15 protein-coding genes and 1 pseudogene are annotated in these 17,668 nt (G+C 71.6%); 5 read left to right on the forward strand and 11 right to left on the reverse strand.

The genetic code is table 11. The annotated features are described in order from the left end of the window. Positions 1-159: 159 nt before the first annotated feature. Genes ACIQWR_RS36720 through ACIQWR_RS36730 form a run of 3 tightly spaced genes read right to left on the reverse strand, consistent with a single transcriptional unit; the run spans position 160 to position 2,861 of the window. Positions 160-1,425: a multidrug effflux MFS transporter gene (locus ACIQWR_RS36720; protein ID WP_404018964.1), complete on the reverse strand. Its 1,266-nt coding sequence runs from the start codon at positions 1,423-1,425 to the stop codon at positions 160-162. Positions 1,426-1,428: 3 nt separating this feature from the next. After that, complete coding sequence (locus ACIQWR_RS36725; RefSeq protein WP_404018967.1) at positions 1,429-2,073, reverse strand: NAD(P)-dependent oxidoreductase; 645 nt, start codon at positions 2,071-2,073, stop codon at positions 1,429-1,431. Positions 2,074-2,096: 23 nt separating this feature from the next. After that, positions 2,097-2,861 carry an MBL fold metallo-hydrolase gene (locus ACIQWR_RS36730; protein WP_404018969.1) on the reverse strand — a complete coding sequence of 255 codons (765 nt, stop codon included), beginning with the start codon at positions 2,859-2,861 and terminating at the stop codon, positions 2,097-2,099. An 81-nt stretch (positions 2,862-2,942) separates the two neighbouring features. Between ACIQWR_RS36730 and ACIQWR_RS36735 the strand changes: the two genes are divergently transcribed. Then, positions 2,943-3,572 carry a winged helix-turn-helix transcriptional regulator gene (locus tag ACIQWR_RS36735; protein ID WP_404018972.1) on the forward strand — a complete coding sequence of 210 codons (630 nt, stop codon included), beginning with the start codon at positions 2,943-2,945 and terminating at the stop codon, positions 3,570-3,572. A gap of 258 nt (positions 3,573-3,830) precedes the next feature. Here ACIQWR_RS36735 and ACIQWR_RS36740 read toward each other — a convergent pair whose 3' ends face one another. From ACIQWR_RS36740 to ACIQWR_RS36765, 6 genes and pseudogenes are all read right to left on the reverse strand, one after another. After that, positions 3,831-6,857 carry an alpha-mannosidase gene (locus tag ACIQWR_RS36740; protein WP_404018975.1) on the reverse strand — a complete coding sequence of 1,009 codons (3,027 nt, stop codon included), beginning with the start codon at positions 6,855-6,857 and terminating at the stop codon, positions 3,831-3,833. 97 nt (positions 6,858-6,954) lie between these two features. After that, entirely contained in the window at positions 6,955-7,764 is an 810-nt protein-coding gene (locus ACIQWR_RS36745) for a carbohydrate ABC transporter permease (protein WP_404019142.1), read from the reverse strand. A gap of 176 nt (positions 7,765-7,940) precedes the next feature. Beyond that, positions 7,941-8,894: a carbohydrate ABC transporter permease gene (locus ACIQWR_RS36750; protein ID WP_404018977.1), complete on the reverse strand. Its 954-nt coding sequence runs from the start codon at positions 8,892-8,894 to the stop codon at positions 7,941-7,943. Positions 8,895-8,965: 71 nt separating this feature from the next. Then, on the reverse strand, positions 8,966-10,288 hold the full coding sequence (locus ACIQWR_RS36755) for an ABC transporter substrate-binding protein (RefSeq protein WP_404018980.1): 1,323 nt from the start codon (positions 10,286-10,288) through the stop codon (positions 8,966-8,968). 326 nt (positions 10,289-10,614) lie between these two features. Then, positions 10,615-10,995 (reverse strand): hypothetical protein, encoded by a 381-nt coding sequence (locus ACIQWR_RS36760; RefSeq protein ID WP_404018983.1) that lies wholly within the window; start codon positions 10,993-10,995, stop codon positions 10,615-10,617. 232 nt (positions 10,996-11,227) lie between these two features. Next, positions 11,228-11,524 (reverse strand): annotated as a pseudogene (locus tag ACIQWR_RS36765) (restriction endonuclease); the annotation flags it as partial. Between the two features lie 268 nt (positions 11,525-11,792). On the opposite strand from ACIQWR_RS36765, the gene ACIQWR_RS36770 reads away from it, so the two are divergent. Beyond that, positions 11,793-12,263: a universal stress protein gene (locus tag ACIQWR_RS36770; RefSeq protein ID WP_404018985.1), complete on the forward strand. Its 471-nt coding sequence runs from the start codon at positions 11,793-11,795 to the stop codon at positions 12,261-12,263. Positions 12,264-12,333: 70 nt separating this feature from the next. Here ACIQWR_RS36770 and ACIQWR_RS36775 read toward each other — a convergent pair whose 3' ends face one another. Both ACIQWR_RS36775 and ACIQWR_RS36780 read right to left on the reverse strand, forming a co-directional pair. Next, positions 12,334-13,254, reverse strand: a complete 921-nt coding sequence (locus ACIQWR_RS36775) for a serine/threonine dehydratase (RefSeq protein ID WP_404018988.1) — start codon at positions 13,252-13,254, stop codon at positions 12,334-12,336. A 111-nt stretch (positions 13,255-13,365) separates the two neighbouring features. Beyond that, positions 13,366-14,013, reverse strand: coding sequence for a TetR/AcrR family transcriptional regulator (locus ACIQWR_RS36780; RefSeq protein WP_404018991.1), 648 nt, complete (start codon positions 14,011-14,013; stop codon positions 13,366-13,368). 232 nt (positions 14,014-14,245) lie between these two features. On the opposite strand from ACIQWR_RS36780, the gene ACIQWR_RS36785 reads away from it, so the two are divergent. From ACIQWR_RS36785 to ACIQWR_RS36795, 3 genes are all read left to right on the forward strand, one after another. Further along, the gene (locus ACIQWR_RS36785; RefSeq protein ID WP_404018994.1) at positions 14,246-15,952 is read left to right on the forward strand and encodes a ricin-type beta-trefoil lectin domain protein; all 1,707 of its coding nucleotides are present in this window, start codon (positions 14,246-14,248) and stop codon (positions 15,950-15,952) included. Between the two features lie 336 nt (positions 15,953-16,288). Continuing rightward, positions 16,289-16,609, forward strand: a complete 321-nt coding sequence (locus ACIQWR_RS36790; protein ID WP_404018996.1) for a hypothetical protein — start codon at positions 16,289-16,291, stop codon at positions 16,607-16,609. Further along, positions 16,602-17,633 carry a polyprenyl synthetase family protein gene (locus ACIQWR_RS36795; protein ID WP_404018999.1) on the forward strand — a complete coding sequence of 344 codons (1,032 nt, stop codon included), beginning with the start codon at positions 16,602-16,604 and terminating at the stop codon, positions 17,631-17,633. Before ACIQWR_RS36790 ends, ACIQWR_RS36795 begins: the two co-directional genes overlap by 8 nt. Positions 17,634-17,668: the final 35 nt, after the last annotated feature.

Consider the following 17,668-nt stretch of genomic DNA (forward strand, 5'->3'; position numbering starts at 1 on the left):
CGCACCCCGGCAAGCTCCCCAGCCCTCATACAACCAGCGAACTACCAGACACCCGACCTGACAAGACCCGCTAACAAAGCACTACTAGGGAGTGTTTCGTAAACGGTACGTCTGTCACGCTGATCGCGAATCACCCTGTTCGCCAGACGCAGGCCCGATTCACTGGATGCCGGCCCGTCTGCGATCGATGTGCCGGCGCGGTCGCCGGTGCCCGGCAGGTCCTTGGCGAGCCGGTCTGCGCGTGCGCTCACCGGGCATCGACCGGGTGAGGACGCCGAGTGCGAGCAGAGCGAGCGCCGGCAGCACGGCGACGAGGATTCCCATCGGCAAGGCGTCGGTGGCGCCACCCGCGCCGGCCAGCGGAGCGAGTGCCCCGCCGATCATGAACTGGCTGAAGCCGAGCAGCGCGGCGGCCGACCCGGCGTGTGCGCCGTGGTCGGCCAGGGCCTGGGCCGCGGCGTTCGGCATGACGAGGCCCACGCTGGAGACCAGGACGAACAGGCCGATCAGGAGCGCGGGCAGGGGTGCCCGTGTCAGCACCGCGCCCAGGACCGTGGTGCCACCGGCTGTCGCGCCCAGCAGACCGGCGAGCAGCAGCACGCGGGCGCCGGCCCGGGCCACCAGCCGGCCGCTGATCTGGGCGGCCGCGATGAGTCCGGCGGCGTTGACGGCGAACACGGCGCTGTACTGCTGCGGTGACAGGCCGTGGATTTCCTGCAGGACGAACGGCGAGCCGGAGATGTAGGCGAACATCGCTGCGAAGACCAGGCCGTTGGCCAGGACGTACCCGGTGAAGACCCGGTCGCTGAGCAGCTGCCCGACGACAGCCGGCAGCGGCTGGCGTGACGCGGAGGACCGGGTCTCCGGCAGTCCTGCGGCGGAGGCCGCCAGCATCACGGCGCCGAGTACGGCTAGGCCCACGAAGATCCCCGGCCAGGTCGTGACGCGTAGCAGCTGGCCGCCGAGGACCGGCGCGAAGACCGGCGCCAGGCCGGTGATCAAGGTCAGTGTGGAGAAGAGACGTGCGGTGCGGGTTCCGGAGGTGCGGTCGCGGACCATGGCGTTGGCGATGACGATGCCGAACGCCCCGCCGATGCCCTGGACCAGGCGTAGCCCGACGAGGGTCCGGACGTCGGGTGCCACCGCGCAGAGCGCGCTGGCGATCGTGTAGAGGGCGAGGCCCGCCAGCAACGGACGCCGCCGGCCGTAGATGTCGCTCAGCGGCCCGGCGATCAGCTGCCCGATGGCCAGCCCGGCCAGGCAGGCGGTGATCGTGAGCTGGGTGGCCGCGGCGCCGGCGCGCAGGTCGCCGGCGAGGTCCGGCAGTCCGGGCAGGTAGCCGTCGATGGACAGTGGTCCCAGGGCCACGAGCGCTGCGAGCAGGACGACGAATCGGGTGTGCCGGCCGGCGGCGTCATTGCTCACGGCTCAGTACGCCACGGTGATGCGGCGGCGGATCGCGGTGCCGCTCTCGATCGTGTCGGCCAGGGCGATCGCGTAGTCGGCGTACGAGATGCGGCTGTTGCCGTCGTCGTCGGTGAGCAGGGTGTCCCCGGCGCTGCGGTAGGCCCCGGTCCGCTCGCCCGCCGCGATGACTGCGGCGGGCGACACGTACGTCCAGTCGAGGTCGTGCACGCCGCGGTAGAGGTCGAGCGCTTCGGACTGGGCCTCGGCGTTGGCCTTCCACAGCGCGGGGAAGTCCGGGTCGTCCATGACCCGGGCGCCGGTCGGCGTACGGAGGCTACCGGCGCCGCCGATGGTGACCAGGCGGGTGACACCGGCTCGGCGGAGTCCGTCGATCAGCGCACGGGCGGCACCGACGATCGTGGCGCGGTCGTTCTCCTGGCCGATCCGGGGGCCGACGGCCGACAGTACGGCGTCGTGGGAGGCGGCGAGGCCGGCGACGGCGGCGGCGTCGGTGACGTCACCGGTGGTCACGGTCAGGGCCTTGTGCTCGATTCCGTCGATGTGGCCGGCTCGGGTGACCGCGGTGACGGTGTGGCCGCGGCGCAGTAGTTCCTCGGTGGTGGGCCGGCCGATGTTGCCGCTGGCACCGAACAGGACGATCTTCATGTGTTGCTCCTTGTTTCTGCTGGTCACAGGACGGGCTGGCCGTCGGCGACGATGGCCGCGGTGATGCCGCGCTCGTCGGCGGCGTGCTGGAAGCGCTGCTCGATGTCGGGTTGTTCGGTGTAGAACGGCGGGTTGTGGAACAGGCCGTAGTGCATGGCGCAGACGGTGTCGGCGCCAAGTGCGACGGCGGCCTCGACGCCCTGCTCGGGGGTCATGGTCGCCGGGACGTTGGCCGCGTAGCCCTCGAAGTGCGCGATGACGCCGTTGACCGGGACGAACGCGACGTCGAACGGGCCGTGGTCGCGGGCGATCTGCCACCAGCTGCCGTGCCACTGGGTGTCGCCGCAGTGGATGACCCGCCGGCCGGCGCCCTCGACGACCCAGGCGACCTGGTCACAGTCGTTGCCGCGCCAGTCCAGCGAGGTCACCGGGGTGACGGTCAGCTCTCCGATGCGGCGTGACCGGCCCAGGTCCTGGGCGACGGGGGTGATGCCCGCCTCGTGCAGCGCCGCCGCGCTGGGGGTGTGGCAGCCGATCGTGCCGGTGGCCGCGATCCGGGCGATCAGGTCGTGGTCGTAGTGGTCGGGGTGCAGGTGGGTGATGAGGGCGTGGGTGCCGGGCGGGGTATCGACCGGGTCGACCGGCCGGTGCGGCGGCCCCATCACCGGCGCCAGCGGAGCGACGTTCTCGAGCGGGTCGATCAGCAGACGGGTGTCGCCGAGACGGATCTCGACGCCGGCCCAGGCCAGCCGACGCACCGAAAGGGTGGGGGTCAGGGTGGGGGTCATGGGCAGCGACGCTAGACGGACCTTGTTGAGAAAGTCAACAAGAGAGTTTTGAATCTCAACACCGCGATGTAGGCTGGTGGCATGCGCACCTACGGGCAGTACTGCGGCATCGCGAAAGCACTGGACACCATCGGCGACCGATGGACCCTGCTGATCGTCCGTGAACTGCTCGCCCTGGGTCCTTGCCGGCACACCGACCTGCGCAACGGGCTGCCCGGGATCGCCAGCAACCTGCTGGTCGACCGGCTCCGCGAACTCGAGGAAGCCGGCCTGATCCGCCGCGAGGCCGCCCCGCCGCCGGTGGCCACCACCCTGTTCTCCCTCACCGAGCGCGGCCGCACGCTGGAGCCGGTGCTGCAGGAGCTGAGCCGGTGGGGCGTGCCGCTGATGCGTGAGCCGGGCGGCAACGACACCTTCCGCACCCACTGGCTGGACGTGCCCGCCCGGGCACTGACCGACCACTGCCCCGACCAGCCGGCAATCGCCCTGCAACTGCACGCCGATGGCAACGAAGACCTGGTCATCGAAGTCAAGGACGGCTCGGTGCACACACACGCCGGCCGGGTCGACCACCCCACCGCGTCACTGACCGGACCGCCGCACCTGCTGGCCGCGACTCTGCTCGGCGACCTCGATCTGAGCGCCGCGGTACAGCAAGGCCTGCGGCTCAGCGGCGAACGCGCGGCAGTAATGCGCATTCTGCCCCGCTGAACGTTCGCCGCCATGGGCGAGACCGAGCGGGAGAACATCCGCGAGGCCGCCCTCGAAGGACTCGACCCCGCGGCGGGCAAAGGCAAGCACGGCGGCCGACCCGCCGTCATCACCAAGGACATGCTGCACGCCGTGCTGCGCCGTCGGGCCCACGGGCGATCAAGGAGCGCCCCGCCTGACCGTGCGAGCGGGCCGCCCCCGCCCCGGTCGGTGTCGGCGGGGGCGGGGGTGGCTGCAGCGCGGGTCCGGCCGGTGCGGTCAGGCCCGGCGCAGGCGGACCGTGAGGATCTGGAACGGGCGCAGCGCGAGGGTGACCGCTCCGTCCGGCCCCGGCCCGGCGACCGCCGCGGATCCGGGCAGCGGGCGCTCCAGCAGATCGCTCTCGACCGCGGCCGAGACGGCGAAGCCGGGGGTCAAGGTGGCCCGCGCGCGCCCGCCGCGGGACTCGTAGAGGCGGACGATCACGTCGCCGCCGCGGTCCTCGGCCAGCTTGACCGCCTCGACGACCACCGCGTCGTCGTCCACCACGACCAGCGGGGCCACCGGGGCGGCGCCCCTGCGGCTGCGCTCGGGCAGGTTCAGCCAGTGCCCCTCGCGCACCGCGTCCCCGACCGCCGCGCCCGGGGCGAGCGAGAAGCGCAGCGTGTGCTCGCCCTGGTCGGTCTCCGGGTCGGGGTAGCGCGGAGCTCGCAGCAGGGACAGCCGGACCGTGGTGGTCTGGCCGCCGTCCGCGCGCACGTCACGGGTCACGTCGTGGCCGTAGGTGGAGTCGTTGAGGACCGCGACGCCCCAGCCGGGCTCCTCCGCGTGGATCCAGCGGTGGGCGCAGATCTCGAACTTCGCCGCCTCCCAGGAGGTGTTGGTGTGGGTGGCCCGGTAGACGTGCCCGAACTGGGTCTCGGAGGCGGTGCGTTCGGCCTTCACGTCGAGCGGGAAGGCGGCCTTGAGGAACTTCTCGGTCTCGTGCCAGTCCACCTCGGTGACGATGTCGACGGTCTTGGCGCCGGCCCGCAGGGTCATCGACTGGACCGCCTTCGAGGCGCCGAAGGAGCGCGTGACCCGGACCGTGACGGCCTGCGGAGTGTCCTCGCAGAGCTCCATCGCGTCCAGGTCGACCAGGTCGGTGACGTTGTTCCGGTAGAAGGCGTCGATGTCCCAGGCGTCCCACATGTTGGGGAAGTCGGGGTGGATCTGGAGCAGGTTCGCGGCCCCGCCCGGCGCCAGCGACTCGCGGCCCGCCTCGACGTCGTACGCCGAGACGATCAGTCCCCGGGCGTCGACGGCGACCCGCAACCGCCCGTTGTCCAGGACGTGGCCGCCGCCCTCCCGCTCGCGCGCGCTCACCGGCGCGGGCGCCGCGACGGCCGGCGCCGCGCCGCCGGCCGGGACTCCGCTCCGGGCGTGCGGGGCGCAGTTGAAGACCAGCTCGGTGCTCCCCTCGCCGGCCAGGGCGCGCTGGGCCGCGTCGGTGATCGCCTCCAGTTCCGCCCGTACCTTCGCGTAGGTCGCGCGGGCCTCGCGGTGCACCCAGGCGATGGAGGAACCGGGCAGGATGTCGTGGAACTGGTGGAGCAGCACGACCTTCCAGATCCGCTCCAGGTCCGCGTGCGGGTAGGAGAATCCGGGGACCCGGACGGCGGCGGTGGCCGCCCACAACTCCGCCTCGCGCAGCAGGGATTCGCTGCGCCGGTTGCCCTGCTTGGTCTTGGCCTGCGAGGTGTAGGTGCCGCGGTGCAGTTCCAGGTACAGCTCGCCGGCCCAGACGGGCGCGTCCTCGTACTCGGCGTGCGCCTTCTCGAAGAAGGCGTCGGGGCGCTCGATCTCGACCCGGGGCGAGCCCTCCAGATCGCGCTGGCGCCGGGCGCGGGCGAGCTGTTCGCGGGTGGGGCCGCCGCCGCCGTCGCCCCAGCCGAAGGGCGCCAGGGAGCGGGAACCGCGGCCCTTCTCCTGGTAGTTGCGGGCGGCGTGCGCCATTTGCTCGCCGCCCAGATCGCTGTTGTAGGTGTCGACGGGCGGGAAGTGCGTGAAGACCCGGGTGCCGTCGATGCCCTCCCACCAGAAGGTGTGGTGGGGGAACTTGTTCACCTGGGACCAGGAGATCTTCTGGGTGAGGAACCACTTCGAGCCGGAGAGCTTGACGATCTGCGGCATGGCCGCGGTGTAGCCGAAGGAGTCGGGCAGCCAGACGTTCTGGGTCTCGATGCCGAACTCGTCCAGGAAGAACTTCTTCCCGTAGAGGAACTGCCGCGCCATGGCTTCGCCGCCGACCATGTTGGTGTCGGACTCCACCCACATGCCGCCGACGGGCACGAACTGGCCGTCCGCGATCTTCTTCTTGATCCGCTCGAAGAGTTCGGGCCGATAGGTCTTGATCCAGTCGAGTTGCTGGGCCTGCGACATCGCGAAGAGGAACTCGGGGTGCTCGTCCATCAGGCCGAGCATGTTGGAGGTGGTCCGGGAGACCTTGCGGACGGTCTCGCGCAGCGGCCACAGCCACGCCGAGTCGATGTGCGCGTGGCCGATCGCGCTGATCCGGTGCGCCGAGGCGTTGGCGGGGGCGGCGAGGACCCGGGCGAGCCGGGCGCGGGCGGCGCCCGCGGAGCCGGGGACGTCGGCGAGGTCGACCGCGTCCAGGGCGGAGTCGATGGCGCGCAGGATCTCGTACCGGCGGGCGTCGCCCTCGGAGAGCTCCACCATCAGGTGGTGGAGGACTTCGAGGTCCTGGACCAGCTCCCAGACCTCGGTCTCGAAGACGGCGAGGTCCATCCGGGCGAGCCGGTAGAGGGGCTGGTCGCCACTGGTCTCGACGTCGCCCTCGTAGGTGACGCTGTGGTCGACCAGGACGGGGTTGGAGGCTCCCTCCACGTACCACTCGACGCGCTCGCCACCCTCGGCGCGGTCGGCGACGCGGACCCAGTCGTTGTAGGGGTTGAGCGCCTTGACCTCGACGCCGTCCGCCGTGTGGACCAGACCCTCGCACTGGAAGCCGGGCATCATGCGGTCGAATCCGAGGTCGAGCACGGCCTCGACGGTGCGCCCGGCCCACTCGGCCGGGACGGTCCCGGTGAGCCGGAACCAGGTGGTGCCCCAGGCCGGCCCCCACGTGTCCCCGACCGCGCAGGGCCCGTACGGCGCCGCCAGCCCCTCGGCCACGGGGACGGGCTCGCCCGGGGCCTCCCAGCGCTCCACGGTCAGCGGGACGGAGCGGGAGCGGACGGCGGGCTTGATGCGCTCCTTGAGGACGCGGCGGAGGCGGTGTTCGGTGATGCTGCGGTCGTCGTGCATGACGGCTGCTCCAGGTGAGGGGGCGGCGGTGGTGGGGGCGGGGGCGCGGTGGCGGGGGCGCGGTCGTTGTGGCGGGGGCGCGGTGGCGGGGCGGCGTTCAGGTCTTGACGGCTCCCTCGCCGACGCCCTTGAAGAAGAAGCGCTGGAGGGCGAAGAAGAGCAGCATCATCGGGATGAGCGCGGCCATCGCACCGGCCGCGATGATCCGCTGGTCGTTGACGGTGGTGGCGCCGGCCAGGGACTTCAGGCCGAGTTGGAGGGTGTAGTGGTCGCTGTTGGTCAGGACCAGCAGGGGCCACAGGAAGTCGTCCCAGGCACCCATGAAGCTGGTGATGCAGACGACGGCGAGCGCGCCCTTGGCGGCGGGGAGGAAGACCCGGGTGAAGCGGGTCCATTCGTTGGCGCCGTCCAGGACGGCGGCTTCCTCGACCTCCTTGGGCACGGAGAGGAAGGACGCCCGCATGATCATGATGTTCAGGACGGAGACCGCGCCGGGCAGCCAGACCCCGACGAGGGTGTCCACCAGACCCATCTCGCGGACCGTGAGGAACATCGAGATCATCACGGACTCGAAGGGGAACATCAAGGTCGCCACGAGCACCGTGAAGACGGCCTTGCGGCCCTTCCACCCGGCCCGGGACAGGGCGTAGCCGCCCATCGCCGCGAAGAGCATGTTCGAGGTGATCGCGAGCACCGCGACGGTGAGCGTGTTGCCGACGTACTGCAGGAGCGGGAAGGAGTCCGCGACGCGGACGTAGTTGTCGAGCGTGGGCTGCGAGGGCAGGACGCCGTCGTAGACGTTCTCGGTGCGGCCGCGGATCGAGGTGAGGAACTGCCAGACGATCGGCCCGAGCATGACGACGAGCATCAGGACCAGCGTCAGGTAGCGGGCGCCCAGGCCGAGCAGATGGCGGGTCCGGTCGCGGCCGACGCGCTTGACGACCTTGACGGTCCTGGCGCGCTTGGCGGGCCCGGCGCGCTCGGCGCCTTTGGCGGGCCGGGTGGACCCGGTGGACCCGGTGCGTTCGGCGGGCTCGGCGGGCTCGATGGGCTCGGCGCTCCTGGAGTGGGCCGGGGAGGCGCTCAACTCTCGTCTCCCTTCGAAAGACGGCGGCCCAACAGGCTGAAGACCAGCGTCAGGAGGAACAGCAGGATGGAGATGGCGGCCGCGTAGCCGGTCTCGCCGGAGAATCCGAGGCCCACCTGCCGGATGAGGAAGGGCAGGGTGCGGGCGCCGCCGCCGGGACCGCCGCTCTCGCCGCCGAGGATGTAGATCTCGGTGAAGACGCGCAGCGCGGAGATCGCGGAGAGCGTGCCGACCAGCAGCATCATGGGCTTCACCTGGGGGACGGTGATGCTGAAGAACCGCCGGACCGGCCCCGCGCCGTCGATCGCGGCCGCCTCGTAGAGGGAGGTGGAGACGTTCCCCAGGGCCGCGAGGTAGAAGACCATGTAGTAGCCGAGGCCCTTCCACACGGTCACGATCATCGCGGAGACCAGCAGCATGGTGCTGTCGGTCAGGAACGGGATCGGCCCGGACACCACGCCGATCTCCTGGAAGACCGTGTTGACCAGTCCGTCGCTGCGCAGCACCCACTGCCAGATCAGGCCGACGACCACGGCCGAGGCGATCACCGGGGTGTAGAAGGCCGACCGGAAGAACCCGATGCCGGGGATCTTCGTCTGGACCAGGACGGCGAGGGCGAGCGGCAGGAAGACGAGGCACGGGACGACGACCACGAGGTACAGCACGCTGTTGCCCGTGGCGACCCAGAAGTCCGGATCGGCGAAGGCCCGGTCGTAGTTGTCGAAGCCGACGAAGGAGCCGCCGCGCAGGATCTGGGCGTCCGTGAAGGAGAGGATCACGGTGTTGACGAAGGGCCAGAGGCTGAACAGCACGACCATGACCAGGCCGGGGGCGAGGAAGAGGTACGGGGTCCACCAGGCGCGGTGGCTCAGGCCCGGGTCGCCGCCGGCGTCCGGCTTCGCCCTCCGCGGGCGGCGCCGCGCCGCTTCCCCGGCCCGTGTGGTCGGCATCCCCGGTGTGGTCGGCATCCCTGGAGTCGTCGGCATCTCCGGTGTCGTCGGCATCCCCGGTGTCGTCGCCGTCATTTGCGTGCCGTCTTCGCCAGCAGCGCGTTGGCTTCCTCCTGCGCCTTCTTCACCGCGGTACGGGCGTCCTGCTCCCCGTTGATCGCCTTCTGTACCTCGCGGACCACCGCGTCGCCGACCTGGTTGGTCCACTGGACGGGCGTGTTGGCGTCGAGCTGGGCGGTCTTCAGCGATTCGGCGCCGATCGCGCGGGCCGTCGTCTCGGCGTCCGTGCCGTCGCCCCGGTCCGCGAAGTACGGGTCGGCGAGCCCCTTGGCGTTGGACGGGTAGATGGTGGCGTTCTTCGAGAAGGCCACCTGGTTGGGCCCGTTGGTGACCCACTTGGCGAACTCGGTGGCCGCGTCGAGGTGCTTGGTGTCCTTCTTGATGCCGAGGGACTGGGCGTAGATGCCGATGTGGCCGAGGGTGCCGGTCACCGTCCCGGCGACCTGGGTGTGCGCGTAGACCTGCGGGGAGTTCTGCTTGACGTCCTTGATGAAGCCCGGGGAGCCGGGGCCGAAGACCAACTTGCCCGCGCCGTAGAGCTGGTTGATGTCGTCCGACTTCAGCAGGGATTCCTTGGGCATCGCCCCCTTGGCGTACAGGTCCTTCATCCGCTCGACCCAGGCGACGGCCTTGTCGGTGTCGAAGACGAAGCCGTCCTGCTTCTCGTTGAGGATCGGGACGCCCATCTTCTGCCAGTCCCCGGGCAGTCGACCCTTGGGGTCGGCCATGAAGGCGGAGTACTGGCCGCCCGACGTCGCCGCTATCTTCTCCGCGTAGTCGAAGAACTGCTCGACGGTCGTGGGTGGCTTGGCCGGATCGAGTCCGGCCTTGACGAAGAGGTCCTTGTTGTAGGTGAGGATCTCGGGGGTCACGTACCACGGGTAGGCGAACACGCCGTCGCCCTTGCCCGGGAGCTTGAACTGCTCCCAGGCGCCCGGCACGTAGTCCTTGGCCACCTCGCCGTCGAGCTTCGCCACGTCGGCGAGCATCCCGCGGTCGCCGAGGAGCTGGAAGGAGTCGGTGGACAGGTTCACCACGTCCGGGAGGGCCCCGGCCTGGGCGTCCGCGACGAGCTTCTCGTTGTACCCGTCGCCCGGGACGTCCTCCCACTTGACCTTGACGTCCGGGTACTTCTTCTCGAAGGCGTCGATGACGCCCTGCACGTACCCCGTGAACTTCGGCTTCAACTGGAGGGTCCGGAAGGTGATCTCACCGGCCACCTTGCCCGTCTTCTCCGCCTCCTTCACGTCCCCCCCGCCACTCAGGCCGCACCCGGAGAGGGCGCCGGCCAGAGCCACGGCAATGGCCATACGGGTCAGGTTCGAACGGGTCATCGTCGCCGCCTTCGGGGAGTCCCGGCCTCGCTGCCGGTGAGCGATGCCCACGGTCGTCCGAAATGAAGATCGCGTCAATGTGCCCAAGGTCCCGACGGCCGGATGTCCGCACGCCCTGAATCACTACGGACCACTTCCATAGCGCGCAAATGCCCCTCAATCAATAGCACCCTGACCTGCACTGATGCGCTTTAGTTCACATGCACCGTACAGTGGTATCGATTCGATAACGAACCTGCCGCGACGTCACCGTCCAGCCTCTTTCGGACAGTTCCGGAGCGCCGCACTAATGCGCTTTACCTCCGAGCCGACAAAACCGCTTTACCTCACTCCACGACCTGGGTGTGGGCCGGGCCCGAGTCGTAGCGGTCGAGGAACTCGTTCGCCGTGAGGTCGAGCGCGTGCAGCTTGGAGAACACCTCGGTGCCCTCCCCCACCGTCTCCTCGCCGTCGGAGATCCGGTAGACCTGCACCATGTCGAGGACGTCGAATCCACCCTCCCGCGCGTACGCGGCCGACTCCCGCTCGGCCAGCTCGATGGCTTCGTCGAGGGACCGCGCCCGGAACAACACGACGCGCTCCTCGTAGGGCCGGGTCTCCCAAGTGGCCCACTGGTAGAAGGTCCTGGCCCCGTACCACTCCTTCGGCCCATCGGACCCCTCCGGCCCCTGCGACCGCTCCACCCGCTCCTCCACCTGCTCCTCCATCGCCCCTCCGTCACCTCTTCGCGGCGCACCGCGATCGCCACCCCGATCGCCACCGCGGAAGATCCGCCGAGCCACCGACCCTAGGTGCGAAGCCGACGCTCATCCCATCGACGACCCTGCCCGAGTGGGTGTCACGCCCGACGAGCTCCCCGCTACGGCGAGCCGGGTTCGGGCACCGAGCGGGCCCGGGCAGGTGCTTCCCGCCCTCATCGGTCGAGTTGTGGGGCGCCGCTCAGCGACCGGCTGGCGGAAGCGCGCGCAGCAGGTCCCACAGGGGGCGGGAGCCGCCGGCCCATTCGGCAAGGAGATGGCGGTCGACGAGGTGGAGGCGTTGGGACTTCGCGAAGGTGGCGGCGTTGTCGGTGATGCGGCCGTTGGTGAGCATGACCAGGACGTCGCCGTCGTGGATCTGCCTGCCGGTGCCGTTGAGGACGTGCAGGTCGGGGGTGCCAACGGGCTTCCCGGACCATCCGTCCTTCCTGTGTTCGCACTGGATGACCCAGCGCCGTCCGTAGGGGTCGGTGGCTTTGGCTGAGCGCTGCCGCCGCCCCGAGAGCGGCGGGAAGCAGCTGCTCAGGACCAAGCGTTCGGGGACCTCAGGTACGCCACCACCATCGAGCAGGCAGCGGTCGGCCAGTGCTGACCATCCGTTTCGGAGGGTCCGTCCTCGTGTCAGGTGCTACCACCCTCACCGCAGCCGTCGCCCAGGTGCTGATGGTCGGCGTTGCCGCTGTGTGGAGGGAGGGGGGAATAGGGTGCTAAGAGGGAGTATCGGCACGAAACGTGAGGAAGTCATCGTGGTGGAGCAGACCGAGCCCGTGATCGTCGTCGGCGTGGACGGTTCGAACCATTCCAAGGAGGCCCTGCGCTGGGCGGCCGGCCAGGCGCGGGGCGTGGGCGGGCGGGTGCTGGCCGTCATGAGCTGGGACTGGAGCCGCAATCCCTTCGACTTCGGCCCCGGCCTGGCCGACGGCTCGGGGGATGCGGAGGCCGAGCTGGTCGGGGCGGAGGAGAAGGCCCGGCAGAAGCTGAAGGAGACGATCACCGACGCGCTCGGCGCCGACCCCGGGGTGGTGGTCCGTCAGCGGGTGGTCCGGGGAGCACCGGCCCAGGTGCTGGTGGACGCCTCGAAGGGCGCCTCGCTGACCGTCGTCGGCACCCGGGGCTACGGCGGGTTCAAGGGCGCGCTGCTGGGCTCGGTCAGCCAGCAGGTGGTGCAGTACGCGGCGAGCACCGTCGTGGTCGTGCGCGACAACGGCGACGGCTGAGGGCCGCCGCGCCGTCCCGTCCGTCCGGGCGGGCGGGCGGGCGGGCGGTCGGTCGGTCGGTCGGGTGCCGTCAGAGGTCCCCGGGGTCGGTGTTCGCCCCGCACAGGACGACGGCGACCCGCTCGCCCGGTGCGGCCGGCAGGACGCGCAGCGCGGCGAGCGCGGTCGCCGCGCCCGCTTCGACCACGATCCGGTGCTCCTCCCACAGGGCCCGCCGGGCGGCGGTGATCCCCGCGTCGGGGACCAGGACGGAGGTGACGTCCGGGTGCCGGGCCGCGGCCAGGGCGTCGGCGGAGGCGCGCGTGGCGCCCAGCGAGTCGGCGACCACCGACTCCACCGGTACGTCGACCACATGACCGGCCGTCAGGGCGGCGTTCAGGGCACGAGAGTTGTCCGGCTCGGCCGCGATCACCCGTACGCCGTGCTCGCGCGCGGCGGTGGCGACCCCGGCGAAGAGCCCGCCGCCGCCGACCGCGACGACCACCGCGTCCAACCCCGGCAGAGCGGCCCGGATCTCGTCGAGGAGGGTGCCCGCGCCCGCCGCGATGAGCGGGTGGTCGTAGGCGTGGCTGCTCAGGGCGCCGGTGGCCGCGGCGAACTCCTGGGAGGCGGCCAGCGCTTCGGCGTACCGGTCGCCGACGAGCCGGACCTCGGTCCCGTACCCGCGGAGCCGCTCGACCTTGACGCGCGGGGCCGTCTCCGGGAGGAAGACGGTGGCCCGCACGCCCTGGGCGCGGGCGGCCCAGGCGCAGGCCAGGCCGGCGTTGCCGCCGGAGGCTATGGTCACGCCGGCCTCCGGCAGGGTGCCCGCGGCGCCGTGGGCGGCGAGGAAGTTGCGGGCTCCGCGCGCCTTGAAGGAGCCCGTGTGCTGGAGGTACTCCAGGGCGAACCAGACCCCTTCGGCCGCGGGAACGACGGCGGCGGGGCGGACGGCCCCGGCGATCCGGTCCGCGGCGGCCCGGACGGCGGCGTAGTCGAGCTGCGTTTCCATGCGGGTGGCGCTCCGATCAGGTGGGGCCGTTCAGGGTGGAGGCGTGCGAGACGTACGAGGCGTACGAGCGGCGCACGGAGTGCACGGCGTGCGAGGTGTTGCCGTCGCGGCCTACGGGCGGCGGGTGGGGTCCGCCGCCTCGATCAGCTGGCGCAGGGCGCCGTAGTACACCTCGTGGTCGGTGAGCGGGGGCAGTACGTCGGCCACCGCGCCGGTCAGCGCGGGGAAGCGGGCCGGGTCGAGCGCGGCCAGCGCGGCCCGGGACGCCTGGGTCGCCCCGACCGGGTCGCGGTGGTCGACGAAGGCGGCGCTGCCGAGGGTCAGCAGGTACATCCGGCGGTAGCAGGTCATCGCTTCGGCGGCGGTCATGCCGGCCGCGATGCTGTCGGCGATGGCCGGTTCGACCAGCCGGGCCAGCAGCTGCCGGCCGAGCCAGGGGCGGCCGCCGCGCAGCACGAGCAGCCCCGGATGGGCGGTCAGCAGTTGGTAGAAGCGGGTGAAGCGCAGCTCCGCGGCCTCGGCCCAGCCGGTCCCCTCCGGCACCTGCGGCAGCTGGCCCGCGAGGTGTTCGGTGCACAGGTCGAGCAGGCCCGCGAGGTCGTTGCAGCGGCGCTGGACCGTGGCGTGCGAGACGCCGAGCCGGTCGCCGAGGGCGCGGAAGCTCAGGGCCGCGGGCCCTTCGTCGTCGAGGATCCGCAGCGCGGCCACGGCGATGACATCGGGTGTGGCGCGGTCCAGGGCCATTGATCGTCTCGGCATGAGATACATCGTAACATACGTCGTATCCCGAGCCGCCCCGGTCGCCCCGCTCGCCCCGGCTACCTCGATCGCCCCGGTCACCTCGGGGCAACTGCCTTCCCGCGCCCGCGGCTACACCCATATTGCTGGTAATCGATCCCTACACATCGACATATGTTGACACTGGGTAGTCGCCCGGCTGCACTGGGCGCACGACAGTCCCTGTCGGTACGCCCCACGTCAAGGAGTCCCCGTGCCGCCTCGCCTGCGTGCGTCGCTCCCCTGTCTCATCGCGGCCGCCCTGCTCGCGCTCCCGCTCGCGTCCGGTCCCGCCGCGGCCGAGCCCACCGCGACCTGGGACACCCCGCTCGCGCTCACTCCGCCCATGGGGTGGAACAACTGGGCGCACTACATGTGTGCCATCGACGAGCAGACCGTCGTCGCCAACGCCGACGCCCTCGTCGCGACCGGACTGGCCGCCAAGGGCTACGACACGGTCACCGTCGACGACTGCTGGATGACCAAGGCGCGGGACAAGAACGGCGACCTGGTCACCGACCGGGCCAAGTTCCCGCACGGCATGGCCTGGCTCGGCGAGTACCTGCACGGCAAGGGGCTCAAGTTCGGCATCTACGAGGACGCCGGGTACCTCACCTGCGAGCGCTACCCCGGCAGCGGCACGCCGAACGGCGGCGGCCGTGACCACTTCGCGCAGGACGCAAGGCTGTTCGCGTCCTGGAAGGTCGACTACGTGAAGATGGACGGCTGCAACCTCTACGTGCCGCCCGGCACGACGAAGGAACAGGCCTACCGCGACGCGTACGGGGCCGCGGCCCGCGCCCTCAGGGCCAGTGGCCGCGCCATGGTGCTCTCCGCCTCCGCCCCGGCCTACTTCCAGAAGGGCGAGTGGGGCAGCGCCGACTGGCACAAGGTGCTCGGCTGGGTCGGCGAGAGCGGGCAGCTGTGGCGCGAGGGCAAGGACATCCAGGTCTACAAGCCCGCCGCGCCGACCGCATCGCGCTGGGCCTCGGTCCTCGGCAACTACGGCTACAACCGTTGGCTGGACCGCTACGCGAGCCCCGGCAACTGGAACGACCCGGACTTCCTGCTCGCCGGGGCGCCCGGCCTGACCGACGCGGAGGGGCGCAGCCAGGTGGCCCTGTGGGCCATGATGGCGGCGCCGTTCATCCTCTCCTCGGACGTGTCGCAGCTGACGCGGGGCGGGCTCGACGCCCTCGGCAACGAGCGGCTGATCGAGCTGGACCAGGACCCGATGGGTCGTCAGGGCGCCGTCGTGGCCTCCAGCGGCGGGTACGACGTCCTGGTGCGGCCGCTGGAGAACGGCGACCGGGCCGTCGCCGTGCTCAACCGCTCGGGCAGCGCCAGGGACGTGTCGCTGCCGCTCGCCGACCTCGGGCTCGCCGACCGCGGGCTCGCCCGCTGCTCGGCGTCCGCGCGCGACCTGTGGTCGGGCGCGGAGGAGGACGTGGCGCACACCCTGGCCGCCACGGTCGACGCGCACGACACGGCCGTCTGGCGGCTCGCCCCGGGCGCCGGCTGCGCCGAACCCGTGCCCACCGGGCAGCTCACCGGCGACGGCGCGCGGTGCCTGGACGGGGTGAACACAGTGGGCACGGACGCGGTCGTCCTGTCCGCCTGCACCGGCGCCGACGACCAGCGCTGGGTACTGCGCCAGGACGCGACCGTGCGGCTCGGGGGCAAGTGCCTGACCGCGACGAGCGCCGACGAGCCGGTGACACTGGGCGCCTGCCCGGCCGAGGACACCGGGACGACGGCGCGCAGCAGCCGGCACTGGATGGCGCAGCGCGACGGCTCGCTGGTCGAGAGCGGCACCGGCAAGTGCCTCCAGGCACCGGGCGCGGCCGACGCCACCGGGCAGCTGCGGCTGGCCGACTGCGGCGACCACCGGATCGACCAGACCTGGGCGTTGCCGGTCTGACCTGGGCGTTGCCGGTCTGACCCGGTCGGTGCCGTGCTGAACCGGGCGTTGCCGGTCCGACCTGGGCGATACCGGTCCGACCCCGGCACGTCGGCGCCATGTGCGTACACCACCACCACTGCGGCGATCACGTCATACGGTGGTCATCACCCTCCCGTGGGAATCTCGGAACCCGTGCGAGGGAGAGGGCCACATCCGGTTGGCCGTACGGGCGGCCGTACGGGTTCACTGGCACGGACGCGATCAGGGGCGGTCGTCGGAGACATCCGGCGGCCGCCCCTTGTGACGCCCGTGCATCCCATCCCGCCACCATCCCGCCACAGGAGTGAACCCATCATGTCCGAGACCGAGCAGGAGCGGACGACGCCGACGGATCCGGCCGCCGACGGGAGCCGGCGGCCCGCAGCGGCCCTGGAACTGCTGACCTTCCTCGCCGCCGGAGTAGCCGACCTGGCGCTCGACCAGTTACGCCAGTCCAGCGAGCGGGCCCAGGACGTGATGCGCCGCTCCGATCTGCGCGAGCTGCTCACCGACGGCGTCGTCGAACTGCGCAAGCGCGGCGAACTGGCCACGCAGCGCGCGACCATGGGCTCCGAGAACTACCTGGAGACCATGGCACGCCGGGCCGCCGAGCGGGCCGGTCACCCGCGTGCATGACCACTCCGGCTTCAAGGTGCGCATCGACGAGGTGCTCGTCCGGCTCGCCGACGAGGAGGAGGCCGCGCTCCTCGGCCTGCACGTCGAACTCTCGCCGCTCTCCGAGCAGTTGCGCCGTTCCTTGGCCCGGGGGAAGCGGATCCGGGCCGCGTTCCTGTACTGGGGGTGGCGGGCGGCGGGCCAGCCCGACTGCGAAGGCGTGATCCGGGCCGCGGCGGCGATGGAGCTGGTGCACGCCGCGGCCTGCACCCACGACGACATCATCGACGACAGCAGGATGCGGCACGGCCAACTCACCGCGCACGCCGCCTTCGCCGCGTCGGGGCAGCGGTCCACCGCCCTCGCGATGATCCTCGGCGATCTCCTGATGGGGTACGCGGGGCACGTCTTCACCTCGTGCGGACTCCCCGGCGCCTATCTCGCCCGCACCGGACCGCTCTGGTCGGCCCTGCTGCGCGAGACGATGGCGGGCGAGTTCCTGGAGGTCCTGCGCACCGACGCACCGGCCCGCCCGCTCCAGGTCGCCGAATCGCTGGAGGTGGCCCGGTACAAGACGGCCAAGTACACGGTGGAACGGCCGCTGCACCTGGGCGCCACGCTCGCGGGCGGATCACGGGCCCTGCTGGACGCCTTCTCGGCCTACGGGCTCCCCCTCGGCGAGGCGTTCCAGCTGCGCGACGACCTGCTCGGCACCTTCGGCGACCCGTCCGAGACCGGCAAGTCGAACCTGGACGACCTCCGGGACGGCAAACCGACCGCGCTGCTCGCCCTCACCGCGGCGGCCGCCGACGAGGACGACCGCAGACTGCTCGCCAAGCTCGTCGGCAATCCCGCCCTCGGCGAGGAAGAGGCGGCGAGCGTACGGGAGTTGATGGAGCGCTGCGGCGCCCGCCAGCAGGTCGAGTCGATGATCGCCGAACGCATCGCCCGGGCCGCGGACGCGCTGGACGCCGTACCGATGCCCGCCGAGGCCCGCTCCGCGCTGCGCGCACTGGCCGACGCGGCGGCGCTCCGGACGATCTGACCCCGGCCCCGCGGATCCGGCGTCCCCCGCGCGTC

The sequence above is a fragment of the Streptomyces sp. NPDC098789 genome, assembly GCF_044759975.1.
Taxonomy (GTDB): Bacteria; Actinomycetota; Actinomycetes; order Streptomycetales; family Streptomycetaceae; genus Streptomyces.

Excerpts from the sequence above, each read along its gene's own strand:
- ACIQWR_RS36725 (WP_404018967.1), bottom strand. The coding sequence starts at position 2,073 with ATGAAGATCGTCCTGTTCGGTGCCAGCGGCAACATCGGCCGGCCCACC.
- ACIQWR_RS36730 (WP_404018969.1), bottom strand. The coding sequence starts at position 2,861 with ATGACCCCCACCCTGACCCCCACCCTTTCGGTGCGTCGGCTGGCCTGG.
- ACIQWR_RS36735 (WP_404018972.1), top strand. The coding sequence starts at position 2,943 with ATGCGCACCTACGGGCAGTACTGCGGCATCGCGAAAGCACTGGACACC.
- ACIQWR_RS36740 (WP_404018975.1), bottom strand. The coding sequence starts at position 6,857 with ATGCACGACGACCGCAGCATCACCGAACACCGCCTCCGCCGCGTCCTC.
- ACIQWR_RS36750 (WP_404018977.1), bottom strand. The coding sequence starts at position 8,894 with ATGCCGACCACACGGGCCGGGGAAGCGGCGCGGCGCCGCCCGCGGAGG.
- ACIQWR_RS36755 (WP_404018980.1), bottom strand. The coding sequence starts at position 10,288 with ATGACCCGTTCGAACCTGACCCGTATGGCCATTGCCGTGGCTCTGGCC.
- ACIQWR_RS36760 (WP_404018983.1), bottom strand. The coding sequence starts at position 10,995 with ATGGAGGAGCAGGTGGAGGAGCGGGTGGAGCGGTCGCAGGGGCCGGAG.
- ACIQWR_RS36775 (WP_404018988.1), bottom strand. The coding sequence starts at position 13,254 with ATGGAAACGCAGCTCGACTACGCCGCCGTCCGGGCCGCCGCGGACCGG.
- ACIQWR_RS36780 (WP_404018991.1), bottom strand. The coding sequence starts at position 14,013 with ATGCCGAGACGATCAATGGCCCTGGACCGCGCCACACCCGATGTCATC.
- ACIQWR_RS36790 (WP_404018996.1), top strand. The coding sequence starts at position 16,289 with ATGTCCGAGACCGAGCAGGAGCGGACGACGCCGACGGATCCGGCCGCC.